The following is a 25,000-nucleotide window of genomic DNA, read 5'->3' as shown; positions in this document are numbered from 1 at the left end:
CTACGTGCCGCCCGCCTGAGAAGTTCCGCTTCCGGCCCGCGCCGCGCCGCCCAGACGTTCACCCATGACGGCCGCCCGCGCACTCAGCAGCGCCGCCGCGTCGGCCGGGAGGACCGCGCGGGCCGTCTCGTCCCACAGCGCCAGCCAGCGGCCCAGGTGCGCGGCCCGCACGCCCAGCCCCGCGTGCGCGGCGTTCAGGTTCCCCCGCCACGCGGCCCGGCCCGGCTCGCCGCCCAGCAGCGTCACCCAGAAGGCCGTCACGCGCTCCAGGTGGGCCGGCCAGTCCTCCACGTGCGCCGCGAACACCGGCCCCAGCAGCGCATCGGCCCGCGCCCGCGCGTAGAAGGCCGTGACCACCTCCCGCACCGCCGCCACACCGCCCACCTCCTCCAGCGGCGAGCCGGGCCGCCGGTCCGTCCAGCCGGGCAGCGCCGCCAGGAACGCGGCCAGCAGCGCGGGCGGCAGCTCCGGCTCCGCCCAGGCGACCGCGCGGTCCAGCGTCCAGTGGAGCGGGTGCGTGCCGGCCCAGGCGTGCGCCTGCGCGCCACGCGGCAGGGCCGAGCGGTCCGGCGCGGACCCGGACGCCGTGACCGCCGCGCCCAGCGCCCGCCCCAGCAGCGCCGCACCCGACCCCCACCCCAGCACCGGCACGCCGCGCCGCAGCGCACCCGTCACCAGCCCCAGCGTCTCCCAGCGCTCCGGGTGCGCCCGCACGTCCGCGACCGGCAGGCCGTCATGCGGCAGCAACAGCCCTGCCGCGCCCGCCAGCCGCTCCGGGCGGGCCGCCTGCACCGCCCACCCGCCCAGGTCCGGCCGCAGGGAAGAGGTGGACAGCAGCGGCCCGGTCATCCGCCCAGCATAGCGGCCACCGCCCCCGCGCCGGGACAGCAGAAGACCCCCGGCAAAGGGGGGTCCATGAAGGGGCAGGCCAGGGAGCCGCTGGGCGATCAGTACAGCGTCTTGATGAACGCGTACACGTTCGCCACGTCCGAATCGGTCAGCTGCGCGTCCGTGAAGCGCGGCATCACGGCGCCCAGTTCGCGCTCGGGGGTCTTGCCCTCGCGCAGCACGGTCGTGAACTGCGCCAGCGTCCACCCGTTCACCTTCTCCAGGGCCGGGCCGATACCGCCCTGGCCCTCGGCGCCGTGGCACCCGGCGCAGCTCGTGGCGTACGAGTCCCCGCCGGCCGTCGCGTCACCCTGCGTCTCGGCGGCGGCGGCCGTCTCGTCGGGTTCCTGACCGGTCGCGCCGGCCGGGTCGGTGTCGGTGGCGGTGCCTTCCTGGCTGGCGGCGGGCGTGCTGCCCGTGGTGTCCTCGCCGGTGTCCTGCACGGCGCCGTTCTCGCCGGCCTGCACGCCGCCCTCGTTGTCGGCCGTGACGTCGCCGAGCGCTCCGGCCTCGCCGGCCGCGCCGGTCGCCGCGCTGTTCGGGCTGGGAGCGGACTCGCTGGGACGGGTCGCGCCTTCCTTGGCGCCGCCCTCGCTGTGACCCTCGTCCTTGCTGTGGGACTCCCCGTGATGGGCCGAGGTGGCCGCGCGGTAGGCGGTGAACGAGCCGCCCAGCGTCAGGGCCAGTAGCAGCGTCATGGAGACGGCGAACGTGTTCTTCATACCCGCGAGCCTACCACACGGTCAGGGGGGCGTTTGACCGCCCTGCACGCACTTCCGTTCCCTGCGCGCCCCCGACGGGCCGCCCCCGCGCAGGGCGCTATGCTCCGGACATGCCCCCCCTGCGCCTCGCCAGCCTGACGTGCAGCAACACCGACATCCTGCACGCGCTGGGCGCGACCCGCCAGCTCGTCGCGGTGGACAGCCACAGCGACGGCCCCGGCCTGGAGCACGCCACGCGCCTCGGGCCGGACCTGAACATCGACGTGGACGCCCTGATCGCCACGCGCCCCGATCTGGTCCTGGCGAGCCTCAGCGTGCCGGGCATGGAGCGGGTCGTGGAGGCCGTGCAGGCCGCCGGACTGCCCACCCTGATCCTCGATCCCGTCAGCGTCCCGGACGTGCTGCGCGACATCCGCCTGATCGGCGCGGCCACCGGCCAGCCGGACCACGCGGGCGCGGTGGCCGACGCCCTGGAACGCGCCCTGAGCGCCCTGCACCGGCCCCACGCCCGCCCGCCGCGCGTGCTGGTCGAGTGGTGGCCCCGGCCCATCATCGCCGCCACCCGCGACTCCTGGGTGACGGACCTGCTGGCAGGACTGGGCGCCGTGAACGCCCTGGCGGACCGCGCGGGCCGCAGCGCGCCCCTGACCCTGGACGAGGTGCGCGCCGCGCAGCCGGACCTGATCGTGTGCTCGTGGTGCGGCGCGAAGAAACTGCGCCCGGAGGTCATCGAGGCGCGCGGTCTGGGCGTGCCGGTCGTCGCCATCCACGAGAGCGGCCTGGGCCGCCCCGGTCCCCGCCTGCTGGAGGGCGCGCGGCAACTGCGCGCGGCGCTGGACGCCCTGCCCGGCCAGCCCTGACCCTACTCCCGGGCCTCCCAGCCCAGCACCGCCCGCAGGCCCCCCAGGCAGTCCTCGCGGTACGCGCCCAGGTCCGGGTCCGGGTCCGCCAGGAACCGCACGCTGAGGCCCTCGACCAGCGCGCGCAGCAACCGCGCCCGCCCCTCCGCACCTGCCTCGCCGGACAGCCGTGCCAGTTCCAGATCCACTGCCAGCGAATCCGCCAGGAACGCCCGCTGCACCTCCATCAGCTCCGGGTCGCGCGTGGCGGCCGCCAGGAAATCCAGCGACACCGTGTAGAACCGCCGGGTGTTCTCCAGGCCGTAGAACTGGTTGTCCACGTACGCCCGCAGTTTGCCCTCCGGCGACCCGGCCTGCCGCACCGCGCGCCGCGTCGCCACCGCGATCGTCCGCGAGAACCGCCGCATCACGGCCGCCAGCAGCCCCGCCCGGCTCCCGAAGTGGTACACCAGCGTGCCCCGGCTCACGCCCGCGTGCGCCGCGATGTCCGCCAGCGTCACGCCCGCGTAGCCCCGCTCGTAGATCGCCAGGTACGCCGCCTTCTCCAGCGCCGCCCGCCGCGCCCGGTCCTGAATGGGATTCACCTTGCGCGCCATGCCGCCCAGCATCCCGGCTCCGGCGGCCAGGGTCAAGCGAGGCGGAGCCGGAGGAGCGGGGGGAGTGCCCCTCGGTCACTGTGCCAGGAGCGCCACCAGCAGCGTCACGCTCAGGGCCGCCAGCCCCATGCCGATCGAGCTGGCCGCGCCGGTGTGTTCGCCCTCCTCGCGGGCGCGGGCGGTGCCGACGCCATGCGCGACGGCGCCGATGGCGATGCCGCGCGCCAGCGGGTGCGTGACGCGCAGCGCGGTCAGCAGGGCCGGGAGGATCAGTGCGCCGATCAGGCCCGACAGGACCGCCAGCGTGGCGGCCAGCGCGGGCGGCGCCTGCGTGAACGGCGCGAGTTGCAGCGCGACGGGACTCGTGGCGGGCGCGGTCAGCAGGGCGCGCGCGGCGTCCGGGCTGACGCGCAGCAGCTGGGCCAGTCCGGCGTCGGCGGCCACGGCGGTCAGGGTGCCGCTCAGGCCGCCGATCAGCAGGGCGCGCCACTGCCGGGCCAGCAGGGCGCGCAGGCGGTACAGCGGCACGGCCAGCGCCACGACCGCCGGGGCGAGCAGGGTGGTCAGGGGCTGCACGTCCCGCAGGTACGTGTCGTACGGCACCCCGCCCGCCAGCAGCCCGGCCGCGACCAGCAGCGTGGCGATCAGGGTGGGGTTCGCCAGCGGGGAGCGCAGCCGCAGTTGCCCCAGCACGCCGGCCGCGAACGCCAGCAGCGTGACGGTCAGCCAGATCACGGGCGCTCCGGAGTGCCTTCCGGCCGCAGCAGGCGCGAGGCGAGCAGGCCCGCCGCGCCCGCACCCAGCAGCAGCGCGGCCGTCATGACCAGCAGCCACAGGCCCCACGCAGCCCCGGCACTCAGGAACTGCAGGAAGCCCACGGTGGCCGGCACGAACAGCAACCCCAGGATGCCCAGCAGCCCGTCGGCGGCGTCCGCGATCCAGTGCAGGCGCACCACTCCGGCGCCCAGCGCCGCCCACAGCAGCGCCATGCCCACCACCGACCCCGGCAGCGGCAGGTGCAGGGCGCCCACCAGCGCCTGCCCCAGCGCCGCGAAGGCCATCAGGACGCCCAGGCCCAGCAGGAACCGGGCCGGGGCGTTCAGGCGGGCCGTGACGGACGCCGCGCCGCTCACGCGGACTCCGTGCGCCACCCGGCCAGAGTCCGAGTCCGGGTCACTGGGCGCCGCTCACGTCAGGCGCCGGGCGCGGCGAGGCGGGCCAGCATGCCGCGCACGACCTGCTTGGCGTGCCGGGCGACCAGCGGCATGAACTCGCGGTAATCCACCTTCGCGTCGTGGTCGGCGGTGTCGCTGACCGAACGGATCACCACGAACGGCACGCCCGCCTTGGCGCACACTTGCGCGACCGCTGCGCCCTCCATCTCGGCGCAGGCCGCCCCGAAACGGGTCCAGAGGCGCTGCACGCCCTCGCGGGACGCGATGAACTGATCCCCGCTCGCCACGCGGCCGTCCAGCACGCGCACGCCCTCCACGTCGCGCGCGGCGTCCAGGGCCACGACACGCAGGTCCGGGTCGGCGGGCCACGCGGGCAGTTCGCCCGGCACCGTCCCGACCTCGTAGCCCAGCGGGGTCACGTCCACGTCGTGCTGCACGAGGTCCGTGCTGACCACGATGTCCCCGACCCGCAGTTCCGGGTGGACGCCGCCCGCCACGCCCGTGAAGATCACGCGGGTCGCGCCCTGCGTCAGCAGGTACGTGGTGGTCATGGCGGCGTTCACCTTGCCGATCCCTCCGCGCGTCAGCAGGACCGGAACGCCGTCCAGCGCTCCCCGGTGCAGGGTCACGCCGGGGAACGTCAGGTCCTCGCGGCCCCGCAGGTCCGCCAGAAGCAACTCGATCTCTTCGTCCATCGCACCAATAATCGCCAGCATTCCTCAGAGTGTACGCGCATGAACGCCGCGCGGGCGGAAACTCACGCGGCGCGCGTATGCTCGGGCACATGACCGACGCCGGACCCAAGCCCGCCGATCCCCGCGACCCGCTGGCCCCCTCCGCCCTGGACCCCGCCGCACTGAACCCCGCCACTCTGGACCCCGCCGCGCTGCGCCACCCGGACTCGCTGAAATGGACGGCCTTCGACCCGGACGTGATTCCCATGTGGGTCGCGGACATGGACTTCGCGGTCGCGCCGCCCATCATGGACGCCCTGCGCGCCCGGCTGGAACGCGGTCTGGGCTACCCGCAACTGATGGGCGACCCCGTCCTGAAAGAGCAGGTCAGTCAGTCCCTGGCCCGCCACGGCCTGAGCGGGCTGGGCAGCGAGCACCTGACCTTCCTGCCCGGCGTGGTGCCCGGCATCTACGCCGCCGTGCACGCCCTGACCAGTCCCGGCGAGCCGGTGGTGACCATGACGCCCGTGTACCACCCCTTCCATCTGGCGATCACCGATCAGGACCGCCGCGTGGCGGGCGTGCCGCTGCGCGACGCCGACGGCGGGTACGAGATCAACTGGGCCGCCATGGACGCCGCCTCGCGCGGGTCGCGCCTGCTGCTGCTGTGCCACCCGCACAACCCCACGGGCCGCGTGTGGACCGCGCAGGAACTCGGGAAGCTGCGCGATCTGGTGCTGGCGCGCGACCTGTTCGTCATGAGCGACGAACTGCACGCCGACCTGCGCTACGGCGACGCCTTCGAGAGTTTCGCCGCCGACCCGCGCGTGCAGAGCCGCACCGTCACCCTGACCGGCCCCTGCAAGGCCTTCAACACCGCCGGACTGGGCATCGGCGTGATGGCCAGCCACAACGCCGCGCTGCTGTCCCGCGTGCGCCGCGCCGCCGGGGGCCTGATGGGCCACGAGAGCGCCCTGAGCATCACCATGTGGCAGGCCGCGCTGCGGGACGGCGGCCCCTGGCTGGCCGACACCGTCGAGTACCTGCGCGGTAACCGCGACTTCCTGGCCGACTACCTGCGCGAGCACCTGCCCTGGGTGCGCTTCCACGCGCCGCAGGCCACGTATCTCGCGTGGCTGGACCTGCGCGCCCACCCGCGCGCCGCCGACATCCACGCCTTCCTGCTTCAGGAGGCCAGGGTCGCCGTACACGACGGCCCGGTCTTCGCGCACGAGGGCCACAAACCCCAGTACCAGGGCTTCATCCGCCTGAACTTCGCCACCAGCCGCGAACTGCTGACCGAGGCCCTGAACCGCATGACCGGGGCCCTGAACCGGGCGAGGTAAGTGGTCAGCAGGGAGCGGGTCGTGGTCGTTCCACTTCCCACTCCCTGCCTCCTGGGTGCGGTTTACTGCGCGGTCAGGGTGCGCAGGTTCTCGATCAGGGGGCGCAGGCGCGCGGCGCGGACCTTCAGGGCGGCGCGGTTCACGATCAGGCGCGCGGTCGAGTGGAACAGCACCTCGACTTCCTCCAGGTTGTTGGCTTTCAGGGTGCCGCCGGTCTGCACGAGGTCCACGACCGCGTCGGCCAGTCCGGTCAGGCAGGCCAGTTCGATGTTCCCGCTGAGCTTCACGGTCTCGGCCGTGATGCCGCGCGAGTGCAGGTACGCGCGGGCCGCGCGGGGGTACTTGGTGCCCACGCGGGTGATCTCGCCGGTCGCGCCGACCTCGCGGATCAGGGACAGGCGGCACCCGGCAAACTTCAGGTCCACCGGTTCGTACACGGTGCGGCCCGACTCGATCAGCACGTCCTTGCCCACGATGCCGGCGTCGGCCACGCCCAGGTCCACGTAGATGGGCACGTCCTGGTTACGCAGTTCCAGGATGGTCACGCCGGGGAACTCGTGCCGCAGCGCGCGGGATTTTTCCGGCATGGTCAGCGGCAGCCCGGCCTGCGAGAGCAGCGCGATGGCGTCCTCCAGGATGCGGCCCTTGGGGAGCGCCAGCGTCAGGTGGTCGGCGCTGCGGGTGGGGGCGGGGGTCACAGCGTCACCTCCGCGCCGTTCAGGTCGGTGAAGGCCAGCTCCGTGAAGGTCAGGCCCGAGGGCGAATCACTCACCCAGCGGCGGATGCCGCGCGCCGCGCTGAAGGCCCGCAGTTCGCCCCAGTCGTCCGTCCAGGCGAGTTCCGCGTGCAGGCCCTGCGCCCGCGCCGCCCGCGCCGACGCCAGATCCAGCGCCAGCACCACCTCCGGTTCGGGCGGCAGGACCGGCGCGAGCGCCTGCATCAGCCGTTCCAGCCCCACCGCGAAGCCCGCGCCGGGCAGCCCGCCCGGCAGGTCGTAGCGGCCGCCGCCCAGCACCGGCTGGTTCAGGCCCGCCGAGTACGCCCGGAAGGTCAGGCCCGTGTAGTACCCGTAGCGGCGACTGACGCCCAGGTCGAACAGCAGCGGCCCGCCGTACAGCGCCGCGACCCGCCGCAGGTGCGCCACCGCCTCCTGCGCCCGCACGCCCGGCGAGAGGGCCTGCGCGGCGTCCAGCACCTCGGGGCCGCCGTACAGGTCGGTCAGGGCGTGCAGCGTGCCGCGCACCGCGCCGCTCAGGCCGTGCTGCGCGGCCAGCAGGTCCACGTCCGCGCCACTCTTGCGGTCGATGGCGTCATGCACCGCCGCGCGCGCCTCGCCGTTCAGGCCGGCGTCTTCCAGCACGGCGTCCACGAAGCCCGGATACCCGACCTCCAGCTGCGCCTGCACGCCCGCCGTCTCCAGCGCCGCCGCCGCGAGGTGCAGCAGCTCCGCGTCGGACTGCGCGGTCTGCACGCCGATCAGTTCCACGCCCATCTGGTTGAATTCACGCAGGCGGCCCAGTTCGCTGTTCAGGGCGCGCAGCCACAGCCGCCCCCCGTACTGCAGGCGCAGCGGGAACGGCCCCTGCGGGAAGCGCGAACGGACCAGCCGGCCCACGGCGGTCGTGAACTCGCTGCGCAGCGACAGCACCTGCCCGCCCGAATCGATCAGCTTGAACGCCAGGGCGTCCTGCGGATGGTCCGCGCTGGCGAACTCCAGCGCCGGGACCTCCACCCCCCGGTACCCCCACGCGCTGAAACACGCGCTCAGGCGGGCGCGCAGGGCCTCGCGCTGCGACCACTCGGGCGGCAGCACGTCACGCGTGCCCTCGGGAATGAACCCGGCGCGGGCGGACGGACGGTTGGACGGACGGGCAGCGGACGAACTCACGCCCGGCATTCTAGACGCACGGGCCGCGCGGACCGTCAGTACGCGCCGCCGGAGGCGGTCACGCCCGGACACCTGCCCTATACTCGGCCCATGTCGCGCCGCCCGTCCCACCGTGCCCTGGCCGCCGCTGTCCTGGCGCTGACGCTGGGCAGCTGCGCCCGCACCAACGACACGTTCACGCCGCACATCAGCGTCACCAGCGAGAGCAGCGCCAGCCGCGAGAAGAGTTTCCTGATCCAGGGCTACGTCCTGGACGACACCGGCGTCACCGAGGTCGCCGTGGACGGCAAACCCATCCCCACCGAACCCGGCAGCGACAAGCTCGCGCGTTTCCAGTTCCGCACGCTGCTGAACACCCCCACCGGCCGCTACACCATCACCGCCCGCGACGCCGCCGGCAACGAGGGCACGCTGGTCGTGCCGGTCAGCGTGGACCCGGTGCGCCCGGTCATCCGCATCACGCGCTTTGAACGCAGCGGGAACACCGTGCGGGTCGCCGGGACCGCCACCGACAACGCCCGCGTGTCCCAGATCCTGGTGGACGGCAACCGCCTGAACATCACGCCGGGCCCCAGCGTGGACTTCTACGCCGAGACGACCGGCATCTGGGCCGACATCGAGGTCACGGACAGCGCCGGGAACCGCACCACCCTCCGCGCCCGCTGACGGCCAGGGCGGCGACCGTCGCGCCCGGCACGGTTGACGCGCGCCCGCGCCGCTAGCCTGCGCGGATGCCCGCCCGCCGCCCACCCGCACTGCCCGCCGGGCCGCCCGCCGTGCCAGTCACCTTTGCGCCGGTCAGCGACCGCCTGGAGGCCCGGTACCTGCCCGGCGGCCCCACCCCCCGCACCGGCCGGTCGGGAACGCTGCTGGCCGGCCTGATCCGCACCATCCTGGGCCAGCAGAACACCCGCGCCGCCGCCGACCGGCAGGACGCGGCGCTGCGTGAAAGCTACCCGCGCTGGGAGGCGGCGCTGCTCGACGGCCCGGACGGCATCGAGGCCACCCTGAAAGCGGCGGGCGGCGGCCTGCACCGCAGCAAGGCCCGCCACATCCACGCGCTGCTGGAAGCCCTGGACGACACCGGAACACTGAGCCTGGAGGCCCTGCGCGACCTGCCGGACCCCGCCGCCCGCGCCCGCCTGGAATCGCTGCCCGGCGTGGGCCGCCACACCGCCAGCCTGATCCTGCTGTTCGACCTGCGCCGCGCCGCCATGCCGGTCGAGGGGAACCTGGACCGCCTGGCCCGCCGCCTGGACTGGGTGCCCGGCCACTGGACGGCCGCGCGCGTGGAACGCTGGTTCGACGCGGTCACCCCGCCCACCTGGGCCACCCGCGCCGCCCTGCACGTCGCCGGGGTCCGGCACGGACGCGAGGTCTGCACGGCCCGCCACCCCCGCTGCGACACCTGCGTCCTGGCGGAGCTGTGCCCGTCGGCGGCGCTGCTCGGCCCGGCCTGACCGGCCCGCGCGGGCCGCTATGCTCGGGGGCATGACCGCTCCTCACGACTTCTCCCCTGAACTCTCGGTCGCCTGCGTGCTGGCCCGCGAGGCCGGGGCGCTGCTGCTGGCGCACCGGCGCGCCGGGTTCACCGTGGAACACAAGACCGGCGCCGACGATCCCGTCACGGTCGCCGACCGCGAGGCGTCCGCGCTGATCATGGCTGCCCTGGCCGCTGCCTTCCCCGACGACGGCCGCCTCAGCGAGGAAGAACCCGACGACCGCGCCCGCCTGAACCACGACCGCGTGTGGATCGTGGACCCCATCGACGGCACCCGCGAGTACTCGACCGGCCTGCCCGACTACTGCGTCAGCATCGGCCTCGCGGTGGGCGGGCAGCCCGTGCTGGGCGTCGTGTACGCCCCGGAAACCGACGAACTGTTCACGGGTGTCGTCGGGCAGGGCGCGTTCCTGAACGGCCAGCCCGTCGCGGCCCCGCACGCCGGCCCGGAGTGGCGCGTGGCCGTGTCCGACACCGAACACCGCCGCGAACTGCACGCCACCCCCCTGGGCGGCATGAAACCCAGCGGCAGCATCGCCCTGAAACTCGCGCGGATCGCCGCCGCGCACGCCGACGCGACCTTCACCATGTCCCCCCGCAGCGAGTGGGACATCGCCGCCGGACACGCCCTGCTGCGCGCCGCCGGCGGCGACCTGACCCGCCGCGACGGGCGGGCCGTCACGTACAACCAGCCGCGCCCGCACGTCGAACAGGGATTGATCGGCGGGCAGCCCGGCGCGACCGCGTGGCTGCGCGATCAGCTGCGCACCCTGAACCTGCCCACCGCGCACCTGGGCGTGCAGGCCCACGAACCCGCCTGGGCCGCCCTGAACCCCGCCGACCGCGCGGCCCTCCAGGGGCACCCCGGCGTGAACGTCCGCCACGCCGACGGGCAACTGCTGGCCCTGCTGGTCGTGAACCCCGACACCCGGCAGGTGCAGCGCGCCGAGGGGGACGCCTTCCACCTCGACCGCCTCACGCGGGACGTGACCCGCGCCCTGGGTACCGTCGCCGCGAGCACCGTCGCCGCGGGCACCGCCCAGCCCTGACCGCATGACCGACCTTCCACCGCACGTCAGCCTCAAGGCCCTGCTGGACCTCACGCCCGCCGAGTGGCGCACCCTGCACTCCTTCTTCCGCAGCCGCGAACTGGCCGACTGGAACGACGCCAAACCCATCCGCATGCCCGAATGGCTGTTCCGGCGCGTCATGCAGGACGAGGAACGCACCGGCGAACGCCACGGCTTCGGCGTCATGGACGAACAGGGCCGCCTGATCGGCAGCGCCGAACTGTACGACCTGCGCCCCCCGCCCCCCCTGACCGCCACCGTCGCCACGCTCGGCGTGATGATCGGCCTGCCCGACCTGTGGGGACGCGGGTACGGCCGTCAGGCCGTGCAGGCGCTGCTGCGCTGGGCCTTTCAGGAACGGGACTTCCCGCTGTCCCGCATCCGCCTGACCACCTTCGGCCACAACCGCCGCGCGCAGCGGGCCTTCCTCGCCTGCGGATTCCGCGAGGTGGGCCGCAGCGAACGGCAGGGCCGCACCGACGTCCACATGGAACTCACGCGCAGCGAATGGCTGGCCCTGCAGGCAGCGGCCCCGCAAGACCCCCTTCAGCAACCGCCCATGCAGCCGGACCCGCCCCCCACCGACGGGGAATAATGACCGCATGCGTGTCCTGCTGCCAGACCTGCCCGAATTCCGCGCCCTGAGCCAGCCCGACGAGGGAGGCGTGCCCGGCGTCACCCTCGACCACTACGACCGCGCGCACGTCCCGGACAGCCCGGCCGACGGCGTGGTCCTGTGGATGACCGGCCCGCAGACCCGCGAACGCCTGCTGAGCACCCCCGGCCTGAAATGGGTCCTGACCCTGACCGCCGGCATCGACCACGTGCAGGGCCACCTCCCGGACGGCGTGGCGCTGTTCAACGCCAGCCGCCTGCACGACCGCGCCGTCGCCGTGCACGCCCTGAGCGGCCTGCTCGCCGCCGCGCGCGGCCTGCACACCTTCCGGGACGCGCAGGGCCGCGCCCAGTGGGCCAGCCCCGCCCTGCCCACCGACTCCCGCCTGGGCACCCTGGACGGCCTGAACATCGTCCTGTGGGGCTACGGGCACATCGGCCGGAACCTCGAAGAACTGCTCGCGCCGCACGGCACGCACGTCCGCGGCATCCGCAGCGCCACCCCCACCGACGAACGTGACGAACTGCTGCGCGCCGCCGACTGGGTGATCCTGCTGCTGCCCAGCACCCCCGACACGCGCGGCGTCGTGAACGCCGACACCCTGGCCCTGCTGAAACCCGGCGCGTGGCTCATGAACGTCGGGCGCGGCAACCTGATCGTCACCGACGACCTCGTGCAGGCCCTTCAGGAACACCGGCTGGGCGGCGCGTTCCTCGACGTGACCGACCCCGAACCCCTGCCCGCCACGCACCCGCTGTGGCAACTGCCGAACGTGATCATCACCCCGCACGTCGCCAGCACCACCACCGACCTCGTCCGGCGCGGCGCACACCTGACCCGCGACTTCCTGATCGACCTGCAACAGGGCCACGAACCCGCCGGGCGCGTCACCGCCGGACGCACGTACTGAAGATTGACTCCGGTGAACAGGGGCGCAGAACCTGTTCACCCGAGCGGATGCGACTCGCAGAGCTGCGCCAGCAGAGAAGGAGCGAAGCGGGTTCCGGGCGTGGAGCTGGCAACCCGGTGATGTTCCGGGTTGTCGGCGAAACAGACGGAATCCGCAGGAGGTGTGAGCTGTGAGCACTGCGGCAGGAGCCATGAACCGCGACCGCGTACTGGTCGCCGCGCAGCTGGCGTTGCTGATCGTCATTCTCGCGGGCGGGCGCCGGGGGAGAGGTCGCCCCCGATCCGTCCGGGCGGCGGGCGCGGCGCTCGGCGCAGGTGGCCTGTGCCTGCTCGTCTGGAGCGGGCGCACCCTGGGACGGAACCTCACGCCGCTGCCCACCCCGGTCGCGGGGGGCACGCTGGTGCAGCGCGGCCCGTACCGTCTCGTGCGGCACCCGATCTACACGGCGCTGCTCCTGCTGGCGGGCGGCTGGACGGTCGCGCGGGGCGGAGGGGTGAGCGCTACGGGCACCCTCCTGCTCGCGGGTCTGCTGCGACACAAGGCGGGCATCGAGGACGCCGCGCTGGCCGGACGTCACCCCGACCATGCCGCGTACCGGGCGCGCACCGGAGCGTTCCTGCCATGCCACGGACGGCGCTGAACGAAGCCTCAAGGTGCCCTCCCGGCGCGGGCAGCTATCTTCACCCATGCACCTGCCCCCGCACGCGATCCGGCCCGACTACGCGGGCGGCAGCGTCCTGAACCTCGCCGCGACCCTGGGTTCGCACTTCGGGGTGACCACCCACCATGCGCCGTACCGCCACCCGCTGCCGCTGGACGGCGCGCGGCACGTCGTCCTGATCGTCGTGGACGCCCTGGGCGCCGGGCAACTGCGGGATGCGGTCACGCGCGGGGACGCGCCCACGCTGGCATGCCTGACGCCCGCACCGGGTCCGGTCACCAGCGTGTTCCCCAGCACCACCATGGCCGCCCTGACGACCCTGCACACCGCCCGCGCGCCCGCCGAGCACGGGTACCTGGGCCTGACCGTCTGGCTGGACGAGGCGCAGGCCGTCGTGAACCTCATCCGCCTGTACGACGTCTACACCCACACGCCCCTGGCGGACGCGGGGTTTCTGGCCGCCGTGCCGTCCCTGTACCGCCAGTTGCATGACCGGGGTGTGGCCGCGCACGTCGTCATGCCCGCCGCGTACCAGCACAGCGTCCTGACCCGCTGGGCCTGTGACGGCGCCGAATACCACCCCTACGCGCAGCCAGAGGAAACGCCTACCCTGACCGCCGCGACCCTCCAGCCGGGGCAGCCGTCCTACACCCTGGTGTACTTCCCCGAGTACGACCTGATCTGCCACGGGTATGGCCCCGACAGCCCGGAAGCGCACGCCGAACTGCGCCGCACCGACCGCATCGTCGCGGACCTGCTGGCCGCGCTACCCAGGACCGGCGACACGCTGGTCGTCCTCACCGCCGACCACGGACAGAGCCCCCAGCCCCCGGACGGCTACGTGGACACCATCACGAAGAAGGTCATGAAAACCGCCCTGCGCGGCCCCGTCGCCGGGGAGGAACGCGCCGCGTACCTGCGCCCCCAGACCGGGCACCACGCCGAAATCGCGGCGCTGCTCGCCCCGCACGCCACCCTCCTGACCGCCGACGACGCCTGGACCGGCGGCCTGTTCGGCCCACCCGCCCACGCCGACCCCCGACTGCGCCCGCGCGTGGGCGACCTGATCGCCGTCCCGCACCCCGGACACGCCATCCGCCGCCCCACCAGCCCCGCCCCCATGCTCGGCCTGCACGGCGGCTGGACGGCAGAGGAGATGCTGGTGCCCGTGCTCAGCGTGCGGGTCTAGTGGCCCTTCGGAGAGTTCACGGGTGTCCCAGGCGCGATATGCCGCCGGGTCATCCCCTATCTTCGGGGGCGAATGCACGATGATCACGCCTGCCCCTACTGCGATCTTGCCGAGCTTCGCCGAAATGCGTTTGTTCTCGAGAATGACCACTGCCTCCTGAGCATCAAGCCCAGCGAGATGGGAGCCCTGGAAGGAGCAGGGATCATCGTCCCGAAAGCCCACCGACCCACGGTGTTCGATCTCACGCCACAGGAATGGACCGCCACCCAGGATCTCCTCATGCAGGCCAGGGCGTATCTGGACGCGGTCATCGCGCCTGACGGATACAACGCCGGGTGGAATGTGGGGGCTGTCGGGGGACAGCATGTGATGCACGCCCATTTCCACGTCATTCCACGATTCCGGGATGAACCGCTGGCCGGTCGAGGAATCCGCAGTCACCTGAAAGCCGTGGAGAACAGACGCCAGCGCTGACCCCGCCCCCCACGACGGTCAGTTCGCGGGTCTAGCCCAGCCAGCGCAGGTGCCGCGTGACGTCCTGCACGTGGTCGCCCCAGTGGATGTCGTGGGAGAAGCGCAGCCACGCCAGCGCATCGGCCTCGTCCGTGTCGGCCAGCGCGAGAGCGGTGCCCAGGTCGAGGGCGAGGTCCGTCAGGTCGTCCAGCGCGTCGCCGATCTCGGTGGGGAGGTCACAGTGGCCCAGGGCGCGGCCGGTGGCCGGGTCGTAGAAGCCGAGTTCCGGCCACGCCCCGGCGATAGAGGCGCGCAGGTGGTGATCTTCCTCGCGCGGGGGTGTGTCCGATTCAGGGACAGTGCAGGGCAGCGCTTGCACCTCCCGCCGCAACCCGTCCAGCAGGTTGGCCAGCGCGCTTGGCGTGAGGCCCTCGCGGTCTAGAAGGGCCGCGTGAACCCGGCGCACGTGCGCCAGCATCAGGACAGCAGCACGGCCGGGCGTTTCTTCGGCGGGGCTTTCGGTTCGGGCAGGGCGGGGACGTGGTCCTCGATCAGGCCGCCGCCCAGCAGGCGCGGTCCGGCGTACAGCACGGCGCTCTGGCCGGGCGCGACCGCGAACTGCGGGTCCTGGAAGGCCAGTTCGAAGCCGCTCTCGTCGGCGCGGATCACGCGGGCCTTGACGGGCGCGGTGCGGTAGCGGACCTGCACCTCCAGTTCCCCCGGCAGTTCGGTCAGGTCGATCAGGTAGTTGGCACTCTGCGCCTTCAGGCCGGTCCACAGGCAGTCGTCGTAGTCACCCACCCAGACGGTGTTCGTGTCGGGTGCCAGGTGCACGACGTGCCGCACGCGGTGCGACTGGTACAGGCCCAGGCCCTTCTTCTGGCCCAGCGTGTAGAACTGCGTGCCCAGGTGCTCCCCGACGACCTCGCCGCTGCTGATCTCGCGGATGAAGCCCTGCGCCTGCGGGATGTGCTCGGCAACAAAGTCCTGCACCTTGCCCGGCACGAAGCAGATGTTCTGACTCTCGGGTTTCTGCGCGGTCAGTAGGCCGCGTTCCTCGGCGATCTGACGTACCTGCGGTTTCTCCAGTTCGCCCACCGGGAACAGGATGTACGGCAGCGCGTCACGCGGCGTGCCCCACAGGAAGTACGTCTGATCCTTGCGGGGATCGTCGCCCCGATGGAATTCCACCTCGCCGCGCGCGTTCTCCACGCGCTTCACGTAGTGCCCGGTCGCCACGTAGCGGCAGCCGAGCATCTTGGCTTTCTTCACCAGTTCGTCGAACTTCACCTTGGTGTTGCAGTTCACGCAGGGGTTCGGCGTGCGCCCCTTGCTGTACTCGTCGATGAACGGCCCCACGATGTGCCGCTGGAACTGCTCGCGGTAATCCAGCAGATAGAACGGCACGCCCACCTGCTCGGCCACGCGGCGCGCCTCGTACGCAGCGTCGGGCGAGCAGCACGAGTCGAAGGTGTCCGTGCGCTTGTCGTCCGGCCAGAAACGCATCATGGCACCCACCACCTGATACCCCTGATCCTTCAGCAGCGCCGCCGTGACGCTGCTGTCCACGCCGCCGGACATGGCGCACAGCACCCGTTCCCCCGCAGCGGCGGCAGGGGCGGGGACGGTCGCGGAAGCAGGGGTCGGGGCACTCATACAGCCGCGCAGCTTAACAGACCCCCACCAGGGCGGCGGTGACGCGCGCGGCAATTCGCTCCGTTCCCCGCCGCGCACCCGTGTGGACCGCACCACCCGGCCCCCACCCCACCGCAGGCAGCCCGCTACACTCCCCGGCATGAGCATCCCCCCACAGGCCCTCCACACCGCCGCGCAGCAGCACGGCACGCCCCTGTACGTCTACGACGCCGCCGAACTCGACGCCGCGCTGGCCCGCGTCCGCGCCGCGTTCGGGGACGCCCGCGTGTACTACGCCATGAAAGCCAACCCCAACCTGACCCTGCTGCGCCGCCTGCACGCCCAGGGCGTCGGCTTCGAATGCGTCAGCGCCGGGGAACTCGCCCGCGCCGCCCGAGTGGGTGCCACTGGTGAGCGCATCCTCGTGAACGGCCCCGCCAAGACGCCCGGCGAGTACGCCACCGGCGCGCAGCTCGGCGCGACCTTCATCCTCGACCGCGAAGAGGAGGTCGCGCTGCTGCCGCCCGCCTCCCGCGCACTGGTCCGCGTGAACCCCGCCCTGAACGTCAGCACGCACGACCACCTCGCCACCGGCGCCGCCGGCAGCAAGTTCGGCGTCACCCTGGAACAGGCCCCCCGCGTGCTGGACGCCCTGCGCGCCGCCGGGCACACCGCCCTGGGCCTGCACGTCCACATCGGCAGCGCCATCCGCGACGCGCACGACTTCACCGCCGCCTTCCACCGCCTCGGCGAACTGCGCGCCCACACCGGTCCGCTGGACGTCCTCGACGCCGGGGGCGGCTGGGGCCTGGGCGCCGACCTGCACGGTATCGCCCGCGAGGCCCGCGCCGCCGCCGCCACCTTCGGCGCGCAGCTGTGGGTCGAACCCGGCCGGTACCTCGTCGCGCAGGCCGGCACCCTCCTCACCCGCGTCGTCGGCACCAAACGCACCGGACGCAACTTCGTTCTTGTGGACGCCGGGATGACCGAACTGCTGCGCCCCATGCTGTACGGCGCGCAGCACCCCGTCACCCCCCTCTGGGAGCGGGGCGGCACCGCCCAGTGGGACCTCGCCGGCCCCGCCTGCGAGAGCGGCGACCTCCTCGCCCGCGACGTCACCCTGCCCGACCCGCAGCCCGGCGACCTCCTCGCCATCCACGAGGCCGGCGCGTACGGCGCCGCCATGAGCAGCACCTACCTCACCCGCGCCCGCCCCGCCGAACTGCTCTGGGACCACGACCAGTGGACCGTCATCCGCCAGCGCGAAACGCCGCAGGACATCTGGCGCCTGGAAGAGAGCGGGGAATAAGGAGTGGGTAGCGGGGACAGATCACGGGCCAGCGTCCGCACGTCGCAGGAGCGGCAGGCGCAGGCACGGCCCCGTCCGGACGTGGCGTGCCGCGCGTGCTCGGGCGTGAACGTGACGGTGCAGTTCGGGAAGTATGGGTACTACCTGAAGTGCGGCGACTGCGGTGGGAACACGCCAGCCAAGCCGGTGTGCGCGCAGTGCGGTCAGCCGGGCAAGGTCAGCAAGCGCGGCCCGGAGTTCACGGCGACCTGCGCGGGCGGTCATACCTGGGCGTACTGGACGAACCCGGCCTGAGCGGTGGGCGGGCAGCGGAGGCCTGAGTGCGCTCCGCTGCCCGCTTCGTGTTCAGAAGCTGTCGCTGCCGCCGATGCGCACGGCCTGGTAGTAGGCGTAGGCGGCGCTGTAGCAGGCGGGTTGCTTGTACCAGCTCTTGGCGTTGCAGATGGCTTTCATGTTGGTGTGGAAGGCCTCGTCGCTGGTTTTGCGGTTGGCGTCGGTGCGCTGGTAGACCTTGAGGTTGCGGTACGCGAAGTCGTGGACGTTGCAGGCGGGGCGGAAGTCCTCGCGGTAGCCCAGGCCCAGGCCGTCGGGGGCGCTGCATCCGTCGCGGGTCCAGTCCAGGCCGGGGTAGGGGAGGCTGGTGCCGTTGTACGCGGCGTACTGGCCGTTGTAGTTGCCGACCGTGCCCCAGCCGGTGCGTTTCACGTAGGCGAGGCGGTCGCTGCTCAGGTCCTGCCCGCTGATGGTGGGCGCGGCGGGCAGGGTGAGGATGCGGGGCGTCTCGCCGTACGCTTCGCGCAGCGTGGCGAGGAGGCCGGGGTCGTTGCCGTAGCGGGCGAGGATGGCCTGACTGTCCGGGTCCTGCAGTTCGGGGCGGGCGGCGTAGTCGCGGGCGCTGGGGGTGCCGGTGGGCGCGGCGGTCTGCGAGCAGGCGGCGAGGGTCAGGGACAGCAGGGCGGCGGGCAGCATGAGTGAACGCATGGCGACTCCTGTGGGCAGGGCTCGGGGTGCGGGGGGGCGCGGGGCTGGGTTGTGGATCGCCTTTCAGTGTACGCCGGCCTGTCAGGGGGATGCCAGGGCGGGCCGCAGGTATCATGGGCGGTAATGACGGTTCCTCCTGTGTCTGCTCCTGCCGCCCTGCCCGATACGACCCGCGCCCGCATTCAGCAGGAGGCGGCGCGGCTGTTCGTGCAGAGCGGGTATCACGGCGTGAGCATGCGCGAGGTCGCGGAGGCGGTCGGGGTGACGAAACCCGCCCTGTATCACCACTACGCGGACAAGGAGGCGCTGTTCCTGGCGATGCTGGAGGGCACGCTGGCGGGACTGGCGCGGCTGGTGGCGGCGGCGAACGCGCAGGTGGGTATCCGCCTGCAACTGGATACGCTGGTGTACGAGTTGCTGGCCAGTGCGCCCGAGCAGCGGGTGGGTCTGCAACTGGCGGGCGAGTTACGGCACGTGAGCCCCGAGCGGCGCGGCGCGTTCGAGCGCGAGTACCGCCGCGTGTGGATCGGGGGCCTGTCCGAGCTGTTCGAGCTGGCGGCCGCGCGGGGCGAGTTGCGCGCGGACGTGGCTCCGGCGATGCTGGCGCGGGCGTTCCTGGCGCTCACGTACCCGCTGGTGACGGGCGCGCCGTCCAGCGATCCGCAGGCGATGGGGCGGGCGCTGCTGGCCGTGTTCCTGGACGGCGCGACGTCCCGCCCTCCCGCTCCATGAGGTAACCCCCGGTTGCATGAAGATTCTTGAGCGTCCTGCCATGCAGCGGCGCGGGCGTCCGGTCAGCATGAACGTCGGTCGCGTGGCACGGGCGCGGTGGCAGGAGGGTGGGGCGGTGTCGTGGGCGCGCGTGTCGGCGCCCGTTTTCTGTATTCAGGGAGTGACAAGGTGGAATCACTGTTCGGTTGGATCACGCAGCCAGAGGCGTGGCTGGCGTTCGGCACGCTGCTGCTGCTGGAAGTCGTGCTGGGGATCGATAACGTCATCTTCATCTCGATCCTGGCGGGCAAACTGCCGCCGGAGCAGCAGCAGCGCGCCCGGACCATCGGCCTGCTGGGGGCCATGTTCATGCGGCTGGGGCTGCTGTTCTCGATCAGCTGGATCTACAGCCTGAAGAACGAGCTGTTTCAGGTGTTCGGGCAGGGCTTCTCGGGGCGGGACCTGATCCTGATCTTCGGCGGGTTGTTCCTGCTGTACAAGGCCGTCAAGGAGATGCACGAGCAGCTCGAAGGGCCGGTGCACGGCGCGGGCACGTCGGCGGGCGCGGTGGCCGGGGCGAACTTCGCGGCGATCATCGGGCAGATCATGCTGCTGGACATCGTGTTCAGCCTCGACAGCGTGATCACGGCGGTCGGGATGGCCGACGACATCGGCGTGATGGTGTCGGCGGTGGTGGTGACGGTGGCGATCATGCTGGTGGCCGCGCGGCCCATCGGGGAGTTCGTGCAGGCGCACCCGACCGTGAAGATGCTGGCCCTGTCGTTCCTGCTGCTGATCGGCGTGAACCTGATCGCGGACGGCTTCGGGTTCAAGATTCCCAAGGGGTACACGTACTTCGCGATGGGCTTTGCGATTGCGGTGGAACTGCTGAACCTGCGCGTGCGGCGCGGCAGTCCGGTGCAGTTGCACGGCTCGGACCGCCAGCCGGACTGAACGGGCAGGCTGAATCGGCAATGGTGTGGACAGGTTCATGACTTCAGGGCAGACCGGCGATGGACACGCCGTGTTGACCCCTCCCCCTTGAGGGGGGAGGCTGGGAGGGGGTGAGCAGGCATGGCGTGACAGAAGACGTGGTCGATGCTTGTCCCCTCTGGCGCCTGAAAGTGTCCGCACCATTGAGCAGCTGTCTGCGCGCCCCCGCCTACCCGGTGGGGGCTTTTTCCGTGGCGCCGCTGGCCGGGGGGGTAGCCGTCCGGCCGGGCCAGTTGGCGAGGGCCGCGCCGCCCAGGATCACGGCGGCGGCCGCCCAGACGCTCAGGGGCAGGCGTTCGTGCAGCAGCGCGGCGCTCAGGATCAGGGCGACCATGGGGGCCAGGGTGTTCCAGACACTCGTGCGGGCTGCGCCGAGCACCTGCGCGCCGCGCGCCCACGCGAGGTACGCCACGACGTTCGCGCCCAGCCCGCTGAGGGCCACGCCCACCCACGCCAGCGGCGGCGTGCCGGCCAGTTGCACGTGCGGCGCGGCGTACAGCAGGTACGGCAGGCTGCCCAGTGCGAGGCTGAACGCCACGAACGGCAGCGCCCCCACCCGCCCGGACAGCGTGCGGTTGAACAGGGTGTACAGCGCCCAGGCGGTCGCGGCGGCCAGCAGCCACCCCAGTCCGGCCAGCGGGACGGGCGAACCGGGCTGCCGGGTCAGGAGCAGCAGCGTCAGCAGGCCCGCGAAGGCCACGCCCACGCCCGCCGCCTGCCGCCGCGTGACCGCCTGCCCCAGCAGCAGGCCCAGCGGCAGCACCAGCACGGGCACCAGCCCGTTCACGACGCCCGCCACGCCCGCCGGGGACAGCCGGATGCCGATCAGGAACAGCGTCTGGAACACGCTGTTACCCAGCAGGCCCACGGCCGCCACGGTCAGCCACGTCCGCCGGGTCCAGCGGGGCCAGCCGTGGGCGCGCACGGCCAGCGTGACCAGCACTGCCGAGGCCAGCAGGAAACGGCCGGTGTTGATGCTCTCGGCGTTCAGGTGCGACAGCAGCGCCTTGAGCAGCACCACGTTCCCGCCCCACAGGATCACGGTGACGATCACGCCGGTCAGGGCGAGCCGCGTGGTCTGCGCGTCAGGGCCGGTCGGAAGGGAAGGGGAGGTGGGGGGCACGTCCGCGAAGATACCCCCGCGCTCCGCCGGACTGGCCGCGTGACCGGGACGCGCCGGGACGGCCCGCGATCCGCTAGGATGACCGCGCCTGAAGGAGATCATCACTGTGCCCGTTACCCGCCTGGAAATCTGTACCGAACACCTGACCATCGATCAACGCGAGGACCTGCTCGACGCCGTCTGGGCGGCGCTGCGCATCAGCCCCGGCATGGTCACTGCCGACGGGAACGTCGAACTGACCCTCAAGCAGTGCGGGGAGTCCGTGGCGGCCGAGGACGCCCCGCTCGTCCGCGTGAACGAGATCGAGTACCGCAACGTCACGCCGGAACGCCTCGTGACACTCATGAAACGCTGGTCGCGCTGACCCCGGCCAGCCCCGCGTTCCTGCTGCCCTGAGCGGCCGTCAGCGCGCGTGGCCGTTCAGGGCGTCGAGCGCGGCCTGAAGGGTCGTGTCGCGGCCCTCGCCGGTCAGGGCATCCAGGTCGGTGGGGGCCAGCAGGTCCGGCTGCACCCGCTCGGGCAGGGGCGTGCCGTCGGGCCAGTAGGCGCGCAGCATGGTCACGGACAGCACCCCGCCGTCCGGGAGGGGCCGGAAGGTCACGCCGCTGTTGCCCACGCCCCGCGTCGCCTCGCCGACCGCCAGCACGCCGGCCCGCTGCGCGTAGTACGTGAAGACCTCCGAGCAGGACGCGGTGTTCGGCCCGACCAGCACGGCCGCCGGGCCGCGCCACACCGGCGGGGGCGGGGGTTTCTGGGCGTCCGCCGGGCGGCTCGGGCGGCCCGCCACGCCCGCGTACACCGCGCCGCCCCCCAGGGACCGCGTGCGGTACTCGACCGGCGCGAACACGCTGGCGGCCGCCACGCACTGCACGAGGCTGCCCCCGCCGTTGAAGCGCAGGTCCACGACCAGCGCCCGCGCGCCGCCCTGCCGGGCCTCCTGCACCCGCGCCAGGAACTGCTCGGCGGTGTCCTGCGGCAGGAACGACGCGACCGTCACGACCGCCGTCCGCCCGTCCGGTCCGGCCCAGTGCAGGGTCGGTTCGTCCCGCGCGACCAGCAGGTCGCTGCCCAGCGTGAGGGTCCGCGGTGGCTGCCCGGCCCGCCGGACCTCCACGGTGAACGGCTCGCCCGCGCGTTCCAGTCGCGTGAACTCGGTCGGGCCGACCGGGGCGTTCTCGCCGCCGCGCCGGCCGGCGTCCTGGTCGTTCACGCGCGGCAGCAGGTCCATGGCGCGCAGCCCGGCCCGGTCGGCGGGACTGCCCGGCATGACCGACGCGACCAGCAGGCCCCCCTCGACCCGCACGACCCGCGCGCCCGTGCGCAGCACCGGCCGGTTCTCCTGCACCTCCCGCAGCCGCAGCGCGCCTTCCGGGTCGCGGACGCTGGTGTGCGCGTCCCCGACCTCGCGCAGCAGTTCGGTCAGGACCGCGCGGCCCGTGTCGAAGGAGCAGGCGTCACCAGCGGGCGCGCAACGTTCCTCCAGCGTGCGGGCGTACTGCTCGCTCAGGGCGTGCAGGTCGGCGGTGGACCACCCGTAGTAGTCGCGCAGCACCGAGGCGGTCGCGTGCCGGTACAGGTCAGTGGCGGGACTGGCGAGCGCCGGGACGACTCCCAGCGCGGCAGTCAGCAGGAAGGGCAGGGCCGCGCGGCGCAGGCCGGAAGCAGACAGGGAGGGCACCTGCCCAGGCTAGAGCACGCCGCCCGCCGCACACCGGGGCGGCGCGCACCTTGTGAGGCCCGCGCCGCGTTCAGCGTCCGGGGGTACCCCCGCCGCCAGTCCTGACCCGGCCCGTCCGGCCGCCGTTACAGGCGGGCGCTGGCCTTCATGTTCGTCAGTTTCAGGGTGTCGAAGGACATGCTGCGGCCCTCCGTGAAGCGCAGCCCGAAGTACCCGCGTCCGCCCTTCGCGGCCGTGTCGAGCGCCGCGCCGCCCAGCGTGAACGCCACGCCCTGCCCCCGCGTGAGGTTCAGCGTGCCGATGCTCTGCGCCTTCTCGCCGTCCGCCTCGCAGACGAACATGCGCGGGGCGACCAGGGACGCCGGGTACTCGCGGCAGGTGCCGGGCAGGCTGGTCAGGTCCGGCCGGACGAACAGCTCGACCCGTGACAGCGTCCCGCCGGACGTGGACAGGTATGTGGCGTCGCCGCGCACCGTCACCTGCTGCAACACGGACGGCACGCGGTTGTCCTTCAGGGCGTCCTGATCCAGGTACACGACCTTGCCGCCCAGCGCGCTGCTGTCCGGCAGTTCCTGAACGCTGTCCTGAATGTCGACGCTGGGGGTGGGAATCAGCCCGCATCCGGCCAGGAGGAAGGCGGCGGTCAGGGGCAGGGCAACGGAACGCATCATCTGACCGAGGGTAGCAGCCGGCGGGCCGGGCAGTTGCCCCGGCCGCCCCCCGCACTCGGGCCCCTGCACTCCGGTCCCCGTCACTCCGGCCGGGCGGCGCCCTCTGGTACGCTGCTGCGGTGAAGAAGTCCCCGACCGTCACCCTTCAAGCCCAGGCGGTGCGCCGCATCGCGGGCCGCTACCCCTTCGGGCACAGCGGCGACATTGCCCGCGCCGACGACGGCATCCAGCCCGGCGAGGTCGTGAACGTCCGCGCCGAGGGCAGCACCCGCCTGATCGCCCGTGGGTACTTCAACCCGCAGGGCGCCACCCCGCTGAGGTTACTGACGTGGCAGGACGAGGACATTGACCTGAAGTTCTACCGCGCCCGCGTGAAGGCCGCCCTGGCCCGCCGCGCCGGACGGATCGTAAACACCGACGCCATGCGCGTCCTGCACGCGGAAGCCGACGGGATGCCCGGCGTGATCGCCGACCAGTTCGGGTCCGTCCTGAGCGTGCAGCTGCGCAACGCCGGCGTGGAACGTCACCGTGACCTGATCGTGAAGGCCCTGAAGGACGAGACGCGCACCGCGAGTGCCTTCGAGCGCAGCGACACCGGCGAGCGCCGCAAGGAGGGCCTGGACCTCGTGACCGGCACCCTCTGGGGCGACGTGCCGGACCGCGTGGAGTTCTTCGAGGACGACCTGCGGCTGCACTTCGCCCCGATGGACGCGCAGAAGACCGGGTTCTTCCTCGACCAGCGCGACAACCGCCGCCTGATGGCCTCGCTGGTCCGGCCCGGCGCGGGCTTCCTGGACGTGTACTCGTACACCGGGGGCTTCAGCCTGCACGCCGCGAAGGCCGGCGCGAAGGCAACGGCCATCGACAAGGACAACGTCGCCCTGGCCGCCCTGGAACAGGCGGCGCGCAGTAACGGCGTCAGCGTCGGCGTGCGCTGGGGCGACGCCCTGGAAGCCCTCGCCGCGCTGGAAAAGGACCGGCGGACCTTCTCGGCCATCGTCCTTGACCCGCCCACCCTCGCCAAGCGGCGCGACGACGTACCCCGCGCCAAACGCATCTTCACCGAGGGCGCCGCTCACGCCCTGCGCATGCTGGAGAGCGGCGGGCACCTGATGATCAGCACCTGCGCCCACTACATCCGCGTGGACGACCTGCTCGACGCCGCCCGAGTTGCCTCGGCCGAGGCGAACACCGACGCCGAGGTGCTGGAAGTGACCTACCAGCCCGCCGACCACCCGCACCTCCTGAGCGTCCCGGAGAGCCTGTACCTCAAGAGCATCCTGCTGCGCAAAGCCTGAAGGAACGCGCAGGGGAGAAGGTGGCCGCGCGTACCCTGCCGCGCGGGCGGGG

At 72.9% G+C, this 25,000-nt stretch carries 30 protein-coding genes; 16 read left to right on the top strand and 14 right to left on the bottom strand.

What is annotated here, in order from left to right:
• Together CBQ26_RS17675 and CBQ26_RS17670 are read right to left on the bottom strand one after the other, a co-directional pair.
• Nucleotides 1-849 (bottom strand): group III truncated hemoglobin, encoded by an 849-nt coding sequence (locus CBQ26_RS17675; protein WP_088249942.1) that lies wholly within the window; start codon nucleotides 847-849, stop codon nucleotides 1-3.
• Between the two features lie 98 nt (nucleotides 850-947).
• On the bottom strand, nucleotides 948-1,610 hold the full coding sequence (locus CBQ26_RS17670; protein WP_088249941.1) for a c-type cytochrome: 663 nt from the start codon (nucleotides 1,608-1,610) through the stop codon (nucleotides 948-950).
• A gap of 110 nt (nucleotides 1,611-1,720) precedes the next feature.
• Here CBQ26_RS17670 and CBQ26_RS17665 point away from each other — a divergent pair, with 110 nt between their 5' ends.
• Nucleotides 1,721-2,470, top strand: coding sequence for a helical backbone metal receptor (locus CBQ26_RS17665; protein ID WP_088249940.1), 750 nt, complete (start codon nucleotides 1,721-1,723; stop codon nucleotides 2,468-2,470).
• Between the two features lie 2 nt (nucleotides 2,471-2,472).
• Here the strand turns inward: CBQ26_RS17665 and CBQ26_RS17660 are convergent, their stop codons facing one another.
• From CBQ26_RS17660 to CBQ26_RS17645, 4 genes are all read right to left on the bottom strand, one after another.
• Complete coding sequence (locus tag CBQ26_RS17660; RefSeq protein ID WP_088250069.1) at nucleotides 2,473-3,066, bottom strand: TetR/AcrR family transcriptional regulator; 594 nt, start codon at nucleotides 3,064-3,066, stop codon at nucleotides 2,473-2,475.
• 75 nt (nucleotides 3,067-3,141) lie between these two features.
• Entirely contained in the window at nucleotides 3,142-3,801 is a 660-nt protein-coding gene (locus CBQ26_RS17655) for an LrgB family protein (protein ID WP_088249939.1), read from the bottom strand.
• Nucleotides 3,798-4,199: a CidA/LrgA family protein gene (locus tag CBQ26_RS17650; protein WP_229843966.1), complete on the bottom strand. Its 402-nt coding sequence runs from the start codon at nucleotides 4,197-4,199 to the stop codon at nucleotides 3,798-3,800. The genes CBQ26_RS17655 and CBQ26_RS17650 overlap by 4 nt, the downstream gene beginning before the upstream one ends.
• A 59-nt stretch (nucleotides 4,200-4,258) precedes the next feature.
• The gene (locus CBQ26_RS17645) at nucleotides 4,259-4,957 is read right to left on the bottom strand and encodes a 5'-methylthioadenosine/adenosylhomocysteine nucleosidase (RefSeq protein WP_088249938.1); all 699 of its coding nucleotides are present in this window, start codon (nucleotides 4,955-4,957) and stop codon (nucleotides 4,259-4,261) included.
• A 68-nt stretch (nucleotides 4,958-5,025) separates the two neighbouring features.
• On the opposite strand from CBQ26_RS17645, the gene CBQ26_RS17640 reads away from it, so the two are divergent.
• Complete coding sequence (locus CBQ26_RS17640) at nucleotides 5,026-6,261, top strand: MalY/PatB family protein (protein WP_143342199.1); 1,236 nt, start codon at nucleotides 5,026-5,028, stop codon at nucleotides 6,259-6,261.
• Between the two features lie 62 nt (nucleotides 6,262-6,323).
• Here CBQ26_RS17640 and hisG read toward each other — a convergent pair whose 3' ends face one another.
• Both hisG and CBQ26_RS17630 read right to left on the bottom strand, forming a co-directional pair.
• Nucleotides 6,324-6,959, bottom strand: coding sequence for an ATP phosphoribosyltransferase (gene hisG, locus CBQ26_RS17635; RefSeq protein ID WP_088249937.1), 636 nt, complete (start codon nucleotides 6,957-6,959; stop codon nucleotides 6,324-6,326).
• Nucleotides 6,956-8,158: an ATP phosphoribosyltransferase regulatory subunit gene (locus CBQ26_RS17630; RefSeq protein WP_088249936.1), complete on the bottom strand. Its 1,203-nt coding sequence runs from the start codon at nucleotides 8,156-8,158 to the stop codon at nucleotides 6,956-6,958. Before CBQ26_RS17630 ends, hisG begins: the two co-directional genes overlap by 4 nt.
• 81 nt (nucleotides 8,159-8,239) lie before the next feature.
• Between CBQ26_RS17630 and CBQ26_RS17625 the strand changes: the two genes are divergently transcribed.
• The 8 genes from CBQ26_RS17625 (at nucleotide 8,240) to CBQ26_RS17590 (ending at nucleotide 14,570) form a co-directional block, all read left to right on the top strand.
• Nucleotides 8,240-8,815, top strand: coding sequence for a hypothetical protein (locus CBQ26_RS17625; protein WP_088249935.1), 576 nt, complete (start codon nucleotides 8,240-8,242; stop codon nucleotides 8,813-8,815).
• A 65-nt stretch (nucleotides 8,816-8,880) separates the two neighbouring features.
• Nucleotides 8,881-9,609: an endonuclease III domain-containing protein gene (locus tag CBQ26_RS17620; protein ID WP_088249934.1), complete on the top strand. Its 729-nt coding sequence runs from the start codon at nucleotides 8,881-8,883 to the stop codon at nucleotides 9,607-9,609.
• Nucleotides 9,610-9,640: 31 nt separating this feature from the next.
• Nucleotides 9,641-10,699: a 3'(2'),5'-bisphosphate nucleotidase CysQ gene (locus tag CBQ26_RS17615; RefSeq protein WP_088249933.1), complete on the top strand. Its 1,059-nt coding sequence runs from the start codon at nucleotides 9,641-9,643 to the stop codon at nucleotides 10,697-10,699.
• Between the two features lie 4 nt (nucleotides 10,700-10,703).
• Nucleotides 10,704-11,315, top strand: a complete 612-nt coding sequence (locus CBQ26_RS17610) for a GNAT family N-acetyltransferase (RefSeq protein ID WP_088249932.1) — start codon at nucleotides 10,704-10,706, stop codon at nucleotides 11,313-11,315.
• A gap of 7 nt (nucleotides 11,316-11,322) precedes the next feature.
• Nucleotides 11,323-12,246 (top strand): NAD(P)-dependent oxidoreductase, encoded by a 924-nt coding sequence (locus tag CBQ26_RS17605; protein WP_088249931.1) that lies wholly within the window; start codon nucleotides 11,323-11,325, stop codon nucleotides 12,244-12,246.
• A gap of 190 nt (nucleotides 12,247-12,436) precedes the next feature.
• On the top strand, nucleotides 12,437-12,886 hold the full coding sequence (locus CBQ26_RS17600) for a methyltransferase family protein (RefSeq protein WP_088249930.1): 450 nt from the start codon (nucleotides 12,437-12,439) through the stop codon (nucleotides 12,884-12,886).
• A gap of 46 nt (nucleotides 12,887-12,932) precedes the next feature.
• Nucleotides 12,933-14,096, top strand: coding sequence for an alkaline phosphatase family protein (locus tag CBQ26_RS17595; RefSeq protein ID WP_172418150.1), 1,164 nt, complete (start codon nucleotides 12,933-12,935; stop codon nucleotides 14,094-14,096).
• 72 nt (nucleotides 14,097-14,168) lie between these two features.
• Nucleotides 14,169-14,570: an HIT family protein gene (locus tag CBQ26_RS17590; RefSeq protein ID WP_088249928.1), complete on the top strand. Its 402-nt coding sequence runs from the start codon at nucleotides 14,169-14,171 to the stop codon at nucleotides 14,568-14,570.
• A 31-nt stretch (nucleotides 14,571-14,601) separates the two neighbouring features.
• Here the strand turns inward: CBQ26_RS17590 and CBQ26_RS17585 are convergent, their stop codons facing one another.
• A complete protein-coding gene (locus CBQ26_RS17585; RefSeq protein ID WP_191299383.1) occupies nucleotides 14,602-15,015 on the bottom strand; it encodes a DUF5063 domain-containing protein in 414 nt (137 codons plus the stop codon).
• Between the two features lie 11 nt (nucleotides 15,016-15,026).
• Nucleotides 15,027-16,205: a tRNA 2-thiouridine(34) synthase MnmA gene (mnmA, locus tag CBQ26_RS17580; protein WP_088249926.1), complete on the bottom strand. Its 1,179-nt coding sequence runs from the start codon at nucleotides 16,203-16,205 to the stop codon at nucleotides 15,027-15,029.
• A 139-nt stretch (nucleotides 16,206-16,344) separates the two neighbouring features.
• Between mnmA and lysA the strand changes: the two genes are divergently transcribed.
• Nucleotides 16,345-17,493 carry a diaminopimelate decarboxylase gene (lysA, locus tag CBQ26_RS17575; protein ID WP_088249925.1) on the top strand — a complete coding sequence of 383 codons (1,149 nt, stop codon included), beginning with the start codon at nucleotides 16,345-16,347 and terminating at the stop codon, nucleotides 17,491-17,493.
• A gap of 105 nt (nucleotides 17,494-17,598) precedes the next feature.
• Nucleotides 17,599-17,787, top strand: coding sequence for a hypothetical protein (locus CBQ26_RS17570; protein WP_216360387.1), 189 nt, complete (start codon nucleotides 17,599-17,601; stop codon nucleotides 17,785-17,787).
• Nucleotides 17,788-17,838: 51 nt separating this feature from the next.
• Here CBQ26_RS17570 and CBQ26_RS17565 read toward each other — a convergent pair whose 3' ends face one another.
• Nucleotides 17,839-18,474: a phospholipase A2 gene (locus tag CBQ26_RS17565; RefSeq protein ID WP_088249924.1), complete on the bottom strand. Its 636-nt coding sequence runs from the start codon at nucleotides 18,472-18,474 to the stop codon at nucleotides 17,839-17,841.
• Between the two features lie 123 nt (nucleotides 18,475-18,597).
• Between CBQ26_RS17565 and CBQ26_RS17560 the strand changes: the two genes are divergently transcribed.
• Nucleotides 18,598-19,206 carry a TetR/AcrR family transcriptional regulator gene (locus CBQ26_RS17560; protein ID WP_088249923.1) on the top strand — a complete coding sequence of 203 codons (609 nt, stop codon included), beginning with the start codon at nucleotides 18,598-18,600 and terminating at the stop codon, nucleotides 19,204-19,206.
• A gap of 168 nt (nucleotides 19,207-19,374) precedes the next feature.
• On the top strand, nucleotides 19,375-20,139 hold the full coding sequence (locus CBQ26_RS17555; RefSeq protein WP_172418149.1) for a TerC family protein: 765 nt from the start codon (nucleotides 19,375-19,377) through the stop codon (nucleotides 20,137-20,139).
• 208 nt (nucleotides 20,140-20,347) lie between these two features.
• Here the strand turns inward: CBQ26_RS17555 and CBQ26_RS17550 are convergent, their stop codons facing one another.
• Nucleotides 20,348-21,301: a DMT family transporter gene (locus CBQ26_RS17550; RefSeq protein ID WP_229843967.1), complete on the bottom strand. Its 954-nt coding sequence runs from the start codon at nucleotides 21,299-21,301 to the stop codon at nucleotides 20,348-20,350.
• 106 nt (nucleotides 21,302-21,407) lie between these two features.
• Here CBQ26_RS17550 and CBQ26_RS17545 point away from each other — a divergent pair, with 106 nt between their 5' ends.
• The gene (locus CBQ26_RS17545; protein ID WP_088249921.1) at nucleotides 21,408-21,665 is read left to right on the top strand and encodes an NAD(P)H-dependent oxidoreductase subunit E; all 258 of its coding nucleotides are present in this window, start codon (nucleotides 21,408-21,410) and stop codon (nucleotides 21,663-21,665) included.
• 39 nt (nucleotides 21,666-21,704) lie between these two features.
• Here the strand turns inward: CBQ26_RS17545 and CBQ26_RS17540 are convergent, their stop codons facing one another.
• A complete protein-coding gene (locus tag CBQ26_RS17540; protein ID WP_229843968.1) occupies nucleotides 21,705-22,979 on the bottom strand; it encodes a S41 family peptidase in 1,275 nt (424 codons plus the stop codon).
• A 125-nt stretch (nucleotides 22,980-23,104) separates the two neighbouring features.
• On the bottom strand, nucleotides 23,105-23,650 hold the full coding sequence (locus CBQ26_RS17535; RefSeq protein WP_088249920.1) for a hypothetical protein: 546 nt from the start codon (nucleotides 23,648-23,650) through the stop codon (nucleotides 23,105-23,107).
• Nucleotides 23,651-23,769: 119 nt separating this feature from the next.
• Here CBQ26_RS17535 and CBQ26_RS17530 point away from each other — a divergent pair, with 119 nt between their 5' ends.
• Nucleotides 23,770-24,948 carry a class I SAM-dependent rRNA methyltransferase gene (locus tag CBQ26_RS17530; protein WP_172418148.1) on the top strand — a complete coding sequence of 393 codons (1,179 nt, stop codon included), beginning with the start codon at nucleotides 23,770-23,772 and terminating at the stop codon, nucleotides 24,946-24,948.
• Nucleotides 24,949-25,000 lie beyond the last annotated feature (52 nt).

The organism is Deinococcus indicus (assembly GCF_002198095.1).
In the GTDB taxonomy this organism is placed as follows: domain Bacteria; phylum Deinococcota; class Deinococci; order Deinococcales; family Deinococcaceae; genus Deinococcus; species Deinococcus caeni.
The sequence above is the reverse complement of the archived record's forward strand: the minus strand, read 5'-3'. Positions and strand labels throughout refer to the sequence as shown.